The following is a 7,503-nucleotide window of genomic DNA, read 5'->3' as shown; positions in this document are numbered from 1 at the left end:
GAAGAACACGGCGAGCGTCTTGATCACGGTGACCGCGAAGATGTCGCGATACGACTCGCGGTGCGTGAGGCCCGTGACCGCGAGCAGCGTGATGACCGCGCCGTTGTGCGGCAGCGTGTCCATGCCGCCGCTGGCCATTGCGACGACCCGGTGCAGCACTTCCAGCGGAATGTTGGCCGCCTGCGCACCCTTGATGAACAGGTCCGACATCGCGGCGAGCGCGATGCTCATGCCGCCCGACGCCGAACCGGTGATGCCGGCGAGCGAGCTGACTGACACCGCCGCGTTCACGAGCGGGTTCGGAATGCTCTTCAGCGCATCGCTGACGACGAGGAAGCCCGGCAGCGCGGCGATCACGCCGCCGAAGCCGTATTCCGACGCGGTATTCATCGCGGCGAGCAGCGCGCCGGCGACGGCGGCCTTCGAGCCGGCCGCGAAGCGTCCGCTGACGCGCTTGAACGCGGTCAGGATGACCAGCAGGATGCCGAGCAGCAGCGCGGCTTCGACCGACCAGATCGCGACGACCGTCTTGATCGACGTCGTGACGGGCGCGTGCACGCCCGGCAGCACTTCCGGCGCGACCGTGTACGACGCGGCGCCGTACCACTGCGGGATCAGCTTCGTGAACGCGAAGTTCGACACGCCGACGAGAATCAGCGGCAGGATCGCCAGCGCGGGATTCGGCAGCGACTTCGCTTCGACGCGTTCCGGTTCGTTGACGAGCGACGTGCCGTAGCCTTCGCCCTTCGCCATCGCCGAACGGCGGCGCCATTCCAGATACGAGAGACCGACGACGATGATGAACAGCGAACCGATCGTGCCGAGCGCGGGCGCGGCCCATGCGGTCGTCTTGAAGAACGTGGTCGGGATGATGTTCTGGATCTGCGGCGTGCCGGGCAGCGAGTCCATCGTGAACGAGAACGCGCCGAGCGCGATCGCGCCGGGCATCAGCCGTTTCGGAATGTTGCTCTGGCGATAGAGCTCGGCCGCGAACGGATAGACGGCGAACACCACGACGAACAGCGACACGCCGCCATAGGTGAGCAGCGCGCACACCGCGACGATCACCGCATTCGCGCGCGAGCGGCCGATATAGCGGATGGCCGCATGGACGATCGACTCGGAGAACCCGGACAGTTCGATCACCTTGCCGAACACGGCGCCGAGCATGAACACCGGGAAATAGAGTTTGACGAAGCCGACCATCTTCTCCATGAAGATGCCGGAGAAGACCGGCGCGACGGCAGCGGGTTCGGTCAGCAGGACGGCGCCGAGCGCGGCGATCGGCGCGAACAGGATCACGCTGTAGCCGCGATACGCGGCAAACATCAGGAACGCCAGCGCGGCGAGGACGATCACGAAAGACAAGGGAGTCTCCTAAAGGCTTGGAATGGCTTTGGTTGTTGTTCGATCGCGGAGCGCGCCGCGGACCGGCTCAGGTTCGTGCAGGTTTCGTGCCATCGGCCGGATTGCGCCGCCGGACGTGGATCCGGCGCAGGTCGGCGGGCCCGCGCCGGCCAATGTCTGACGATTCTACATAAATCGTCTCCATCCGGAGACGAATCGGCCGTGAACACAGCCCGTCGGACCGGGCAGGACTTTCCCGGACAAGGCGTTCCGGCATGTCTCCGAAGTGAGATACTTCGTCTCGTTCCGGAGACATCCGGCCAAGCATACGCGGAGACGACGACACGATGATGAACGACTGGGCCCGCCTGCCCGTCAATTACGGCGACGTGCTGCGGCGCGCGGCCGAGTCGCTGTTTCGCACGTTCGAGGATTCGAGTGCGGGCACGGTGGTCGTCGACCGCGACGCGCGCGTCGTGTGGATGAACGAGCGTTATGCGGCGCGCTTCGGATTCGCGGATCCGCAGCAGGCGGTCGGGCTCGACTGCGAGGCGGTGATTCCGAACAGCCTGATGCGCGAGGTCGTGTCGACCGGACAGCCGATCCTGCTCGACATCATGGAGACGGGCCGCGAGCCGCTCGTCGTCACGCGCCTGCCGCTGAAGAACGAGGCGGGCGAGACCGTCGGCGCGATCGGCTTCGCGCTGTTCGACCAGTTGAAGACGCTCACGCCGATCTTTTCCCGTTACGCGCAGCTTCAGCAGCAGCTGATCGCGACGCAGCGTTCGCTCGCGCAGGCGCGCCGCGCGAAATACACGTTCGCGAGCTTCGTCGGCACGAGCGCCGCGAGCCTCGAAACGAAGCGTCAGGCGCGGCGCGCCGCGCACGTCGATTCGCCGGTGCTGCTGCTCGGCGAGACGGGCACCGGCAAGGAACTGCTCGCGCATGCGATCCACGCGGCATCGGCGCGCGCACTGCAGCCGCTCGTGACCGTGAACGTCGCAGCGATTCCCGACACGCTGCTCGAAACGGAATTCTTCGGCGCGGCGCCCGGCGCGTATACCGGGGCCGATCGCAAGGGGCGCGTCGGCAAGTTCGAGCTGGCCGATCGCGGCACGCTGTTTCTCGACGAGATCGGCGACATGCCGCTGCCGCTGCAGGGCAAGCTGTTGCGCGTGCTGCAGGACAAGGAGTTCGAACCGGTCGGCTCGAACCGGATCGTGCGCGCGGACGTGCGCATCATCGCCGCGACGTCGGCCGACCTGCCCGCGCTGGTGGAGGCCGGCCGCTTCCGCGCGGATCTCTACTACCGGCTCAATGTGCTGACGATTCACGCACCGCCGCTGCGCGAGCGTGCGTCCGACATCGCGGCGCTCGTCTACGCGACGCTCGAGGAGCTCGCGGCGCAGCACGGCCGCGCTGCGCATTGCGAGCTGACCGACGATGCGCTGCGGATGCTGTGCGCGTACCCGTGGCCGGGCAATGTGCGCGAACTGCGCAACACGCTCGAGCGCGCGCTGATGCTGTCGGATCGCGCGGTGATCGACGCGGATGCACTCGCGCCGTTTCTCGGCCCGGTGCGCGTGGCGTCGGACGGCGTGCCGCCGGGCACGCGCGCTGCTCCGTTGCCGGGTGGCCGCGACACGGGCGGCATGCACGATGCGCCGGACACACCGGTCGTTTCGTATGCCGATGCATTGGCCGCGTGGGAGCGCCAGTTCCTGGTCGACGCACTGGCGGCCTGCGACGGGAAGGTGGTCGAAGCGGCCGCGCGCATCGGCATCGGCCGGGCGACGCTGTACAAGAAAATGACGGCGCTCGGTATCGCCCGCTAGCGGGGCGCAACGGGCCAGGCCGGACGCGATGGGCATCATCGGTGACGTGCCCGACAGGAGACAACGATGAAGCGACTCGGCATCGCCGGATGGCTGGCCGTACTGGTGGCGACGTCCTCGTTCGCGCAGTCCGGCGACGCGGACGCGCCCGCGGTGCGGCGCAACTGGTACAACGATCCGTTCGTTGCGCTGTCGCAGGACTTTGCCGAATGCCCGTTGCCGCTCGGCCCGTGGATGACGCGCGCCGAGATGGAAGACGATGCGCATTACCGCGTCGAGCGCGGGACCACCTGCTGGCTCGCCCATCGCTGCACGAAGCCGAATTCCTATATGTATGACGCGCCGATCGCCGCAGACGCGAAAGCGCATTTCGCGGGCACCGATCGTCTGCAGGGGACGAGCCTGTGGATCACCGTGCAGCGGCGCTTCATTTACGTCGAAGGGTGCGCCGATCCGGCGTTCGACCGGCAGGCGCTGGCGCGCGAACTCGGCGCGCTTCCGGACGTCGAGCAGGTGTTCGTTCGCATCACCGACGATCCGCGTCGCTCGTTGCCGTACAAGACGCGCGGACGGCCGGAGCGCACACCCGACCGCCCGTCCGAGTGAACGCGGCACGACAGCGCATGGCATACTCGCGACATTAAAAAATCGGTTGACGGAAAGAACAATGAAACACATGCTTGCGTCGGTCTGTCGGTGGCCTCGAACGCATTGGCGTCGGGCCGGATTGTTGGCTCTCGTTGCAGGGCTCGGCGGGTGCGGTGGCGGGGCTCCGCTGTTCACGTCGGACGGGCGCCCGACTACGCAGGTGCAGTGCACCGGTAGCGACTGGAGCAATTGCACGGACAACGCTCGAGCCATCTGCAACGGGGAATTCGAAGTCCTCCAGCAATCGACCGATGACGCCGTGCGAAATCTTCTCTTCGCATGCAAGAAGAAAAGCGGTTATTGATCCCGACATGACCGGATGAGGAGACCATAATCGGGTGAAGCGCTTTTCTATTCGCTGGGAGTCGGCTATTTTTCATGAATAACACTCACGGAGTCCCATCCATATGGCGACCTACAGGCAACTGACAGCGCAGCTCGAAAGACTTCAGCAAAAGATCGACAAGGAACGCGAAAAGGCGATTGCCGATGCGATTGCCGCCATTCGGGCGAAAATCGAGGAATTCGACATTACGGCCGAAGAACTCGGTTTCCTTCCGGCCGGCAAGGCCGCTGCCGCCAAACCGAAACGCCCGTTGCCGCCGAAGTACCGCAACCCGAAGACGGGCGAAACGTGGAGTGGCCGCGGGCGTGCGCCGGCGTGGCTCGGCAAGAATCGCGCGCGTTTCCTGATCAAGGACTGACTCCCGAACATCCTCACCTTTCGTGCGCTGAATGACGGTGCGAACGGCCCTGCGGCCGTCGCACCGTTTTGTTTTTGGGCAGCCGCGGCGCGATGCCGAATCGTGAATCGAACGGCAATGGCCCGCGATTAGCGGATGCCGTTTTGCGAATTCGCCGCGATTCGACCGGATATTGCGGCGAATTGCGGTAAACAGCCCGGCTATTACGCGCGATACGTGTATCGGCATTCGCGATTTTCGCGGTGCTGGCGAATTGCTCGCTGCCATCACCTTTCGCGCATTGCGCCCGTGTGCCGGGCAATTCCCGAAAGTGCTCACCATGGCTCCTGTAAATGCTCACCTTTGAACGGACGGCCCGATCGCCGCGTCGGGTCGCGTTCGCCTGTTGCAATGTGCGAAGGCGTCCGTGACGGGCCCATGTTGCGGGCGTTGATGCGCGTCGCACAGTCGGCCGTTCGGCATATAGGCAGCCGCATCCGGTTCGCCTATGCTTGGAGTTCGCGTCGCCCGGCGCAGGGCTAACCGGCCCGTGTGCGGGGCGGGTCGTCTTTCGTTACCGCAGGGAGCCGATGTGACCGTTCGCCATCTCGATGCGTTGTTCCAGCCCAAGTCCGTTGCGGTCGTCGGCGCGTCGTCGCGCGCCGGAAGTATCGGGGCGATGGTATGGGCGCGCGTGCTCGATGGCGCGTTCGAAGGGCCGGTGTGGCCCGTCAACCCGAAGTATCGCGAGCTGAACGGGCACGCGGTCGTGACGGACGTTGACCGGCTTCCGGCGCCACCGTCGGTCGCAGTGATCTGCACGCCGCCCGCGACGTGGGCCGGCATCGTGCGCAAGCTCGGCGAGCTCGGCACGCGCGTCGCCGTGATCGTCGGCGACGCGCGCACCGACGCCGATCGCGCGGCGCTCGACCGCACGCTCAAGGCCGCGAAGCCGTTCGTGCTCCGTATCGTCGGGCCCGGCAGTCTTGGCGTGCTGTCGCCCGCGCGGCGCGCGCACTTCGGCGCGCCGGCCTATACGGCACGATCGGGCGGAGTCGCGTGGGTGTCGCAATCGAACGCGCTGACGAACGCGGTTCTGGGTTGGGCCGATGCGCGCGGCCTCGGCTTTTCGCATGTCGTCGCGCTCGGCAGCGAGGCCGACGTCGACGCGGGCGACGTGCTCGACTACCTCGCCAGCGATCCCGGTACGCGCGCGATCCTGCTCGAACTCGACACCGTATGTGCGGCGCGCAAGTTCATGTCGGCGGCGCGTGCCGCGGCCCGGAACAAGCCGGTTCTCGCGCTGCGCACCGGGCGGGCGGATCCCGGCGACGCGCTTTACACCGCGGCATTCCAGCGCGCGGGGATGGTGCGGGTCGATGCGCTCGACGATTTGCTCGACGAGATCGAGACGCTCGGCGTCGGGCGCGTCGCCGCCCGCGGTGCGGCGACGCTCGTGACGAGCGACGCCGGTGTCGCGAAACTGGCGGTCGATGCGGTCGCGGAAGTGCGCGACGTGCTGGCCGACTGGCCGGCCGCGGCAACCTCGGCGGTAGCGGCCGCGCTGCCCCATCTCGCCGAGCCGCGCAATCCGCTGACGCTCGGCGACGACGCGCGTCCCGAGCATTTCGGCGCCGCCATCCAGGCGCTCGCGCCGTTCCCGCAAACGGGCACGCTGTTCGTCGTGCATTCGACGTCCCACAGCGCGCCGGCCGATGCCGTCGCGCGCACGCTGATCGAATCGAGGCAGTACGCGTATCGCGGCATCCTCGCGTGTTTCTTCGGCGCGGTCGACGCGGCCACGCGCGACGCACTGCATGCGAACGGCATTCCGGTTCATACGACACCGCAGCGGCTCGCGCGCGCATACGCACGGCTCGTCGACTACAACCTCGGCCGGCAGTTGCTGATGCAGACGCCCGAAGGCACGCCGCTGCAGCCGGCCGAGTGTGTCGGGTCCGCCCAGGCGGAGGCGCGCCGCATGGTCGACGCCGGCGAGCACGAACTGGCCGGCGAAGCGGCGTTGCGCTGGCTCGCTCACTTCGGCCTCCACGGCGAGCCGGCCGACGCGTCGGCGGCCGCCCGGGTCGTCGACGTCACGGTCGGCATGTACGACGATTCGAACTTCGGTCCGGTGTTCCGCTATCTCGTGCCGCCGGCGGACGGCGTATCGGCGCCGTTCGTCGTCTACGGGCTGCCGCCGCTGAACACGGTGCTCGCCCGCGCGGTGATGGCGCGTTCGCCGTACGCGCGTCGCGCGCCCGTGGAACCCACGCTCGATGTGCTGACGGCGTTGTCGCAAGTCGTATGCGACGTGCGCGAAGTCGTCGCGATGTCGCTCACGTTGCGCGTGCTGCCCGACCGCGCATACGTCGTCGCGCCGCGCATCACGCTGGCGGCGGGGCGCAGCCGGCTCGCGATCATGCCGTATCCGCGTCATCTCGAGCAGACGCTCGAATGGCGCGGCGAGACCGTCACGATCCGCCCGATCCGTCCGGAAGACGAGGAGGCGCACAACGAGCTGCTCGGTGCGATGACGCCGGACGATCTGCGGATGCGTTTCTTCGGTGCGGTACGCAGCTTCGATCATTCGCAAGTGGCGCGCATGACGCAGATCGACTACGACCGCGAGATGGCGTTCATCGTGTCGTTTACCGACGTGTCGGGCCGCGCCCACACGCTCGCGGTGGCGCGCGCGGTTGCGGATCCCGACAACGAGGTGGCGGAGTTCGCGATCGCTGTGCGGCCCGATCAGAAGGGCAAGGGGCTCGGCCGCCTGATGATGACCCGCATCATCGAATATGCGCGCTCGCGCGGCACCGCATGGATGGTCGGCGAGGCGTTGCGCGAGAACACGGCGATGATCTCGCTGGCGAAGTCGTGCGGTTTCGCGGTGTCGACGACCGAGGAGCCCGGTGTGGTGGGGTTCAGGATGAAGTTGCAACCGTAGTCGCGTTTCCGCGGACGTTCCCGCGTGCGGCGATAGTGCG

General features: G+C 67.2%; 6 protein-coding genes. 5 read left to right on the top strand and 1 reads right to left on the bottom strand.

Annotated elements, in window-relative coordinates; all coding sequences use genetic code 11:
• Nucleotides 1-1,368, bottom strand: a 1,368-nt coding sequence (locus Q3A80_RS20960) for a GntP family permease (protein ID WP_446330796.1), incomplete at its 3' end; no start/stop codon positions are given.
• A 326-nt stretch (nt 1,369-1,694) separates the two neighbouring features.
• On the opposite strand from Q3A80_RS20960, the gene Q3A80_RS20955 reads away from it, so the two are divergent.
• The 5 genes from Q3A80_RS20955 (at nt 1,695) to Q3A80_RS20935 (ending at nt 7,463) form a co-directional block, all read left to right on the top strand.
• The gene (locus Q3A80_RS20955) at nt 1,695-3,182 is read left to right on the top strand and encodes a sigma-54 interaction domain-containing protein (protein WP_446330795.1); all 1,488 of its coding nucleotides are present in this window, start codon (nt 1,695-1,697) and stop codon (nt 3,180-3,182) included.
• Between the two features lie 66 nt (nt 3,183-3,248).
• Nucleotides 3,249-3,788, top strand: a complete 540-nt coding sequence (locus tag Q3A80_RS20950; RefSeq protein ID WP_446330794.1) for a BON domain-containing protein — start codon at nt 3,249-3,251, stop codon at nt 3,786-3,788.
• A gap of 61 nt (nt 3,789-3,849) precedes the next feature.
• Nucleotides 3,850-4,134 carry a hypothetical protein gene (locus tag Q3A80_RS20945; RefSeq protein ID WP_446330793.1) on the top strand — a complete coding sequence of 95 codons (285 nt, stop codon included), beginning with the start codon at nt 3,850-3,852 and terminating at the stop codon, nt 4,132-4,134.
• A 103-nt stretch (nt 4,135-4,237) separates the two neighbouring features.
• Complete coding sequence (locus Q3A80_RS20940) at nt 4,238-4,534, top strand: H-NS histone family protein (RefSeq protein ID WP_446330792.1); 297 nt, start codon at nt 4,238-4,240, stop codon at nt 4,532-4,534.
• 571 nt (nt 4,535-5,105) lie between these two features.
• Nucleotides 5,106-7,463 (top strand): bifunctional acetate--CoA ligase family protein/GNAT family N-acetyltransferase, encoded by a 2,358-nt coding sequence (locus tag Q3A80_RS20935; RefSeq protein WP_446330791.1) that lies wholly within the window; start codon nt 5,106-5,108, stop codon nt 7,461-7,463.
• The last annotated feature ends 40 nt before the right edge of the window (nt 7,464-7,503 follow it).

This window comes from Burkholderia sp. SR8, assembly GCF_052851275.1.
The sequence above is the reverse complement of the archived record's forward strand: the minus strand, read 5'-3'. Positions and strand labels throughout refer to the sequence as shown.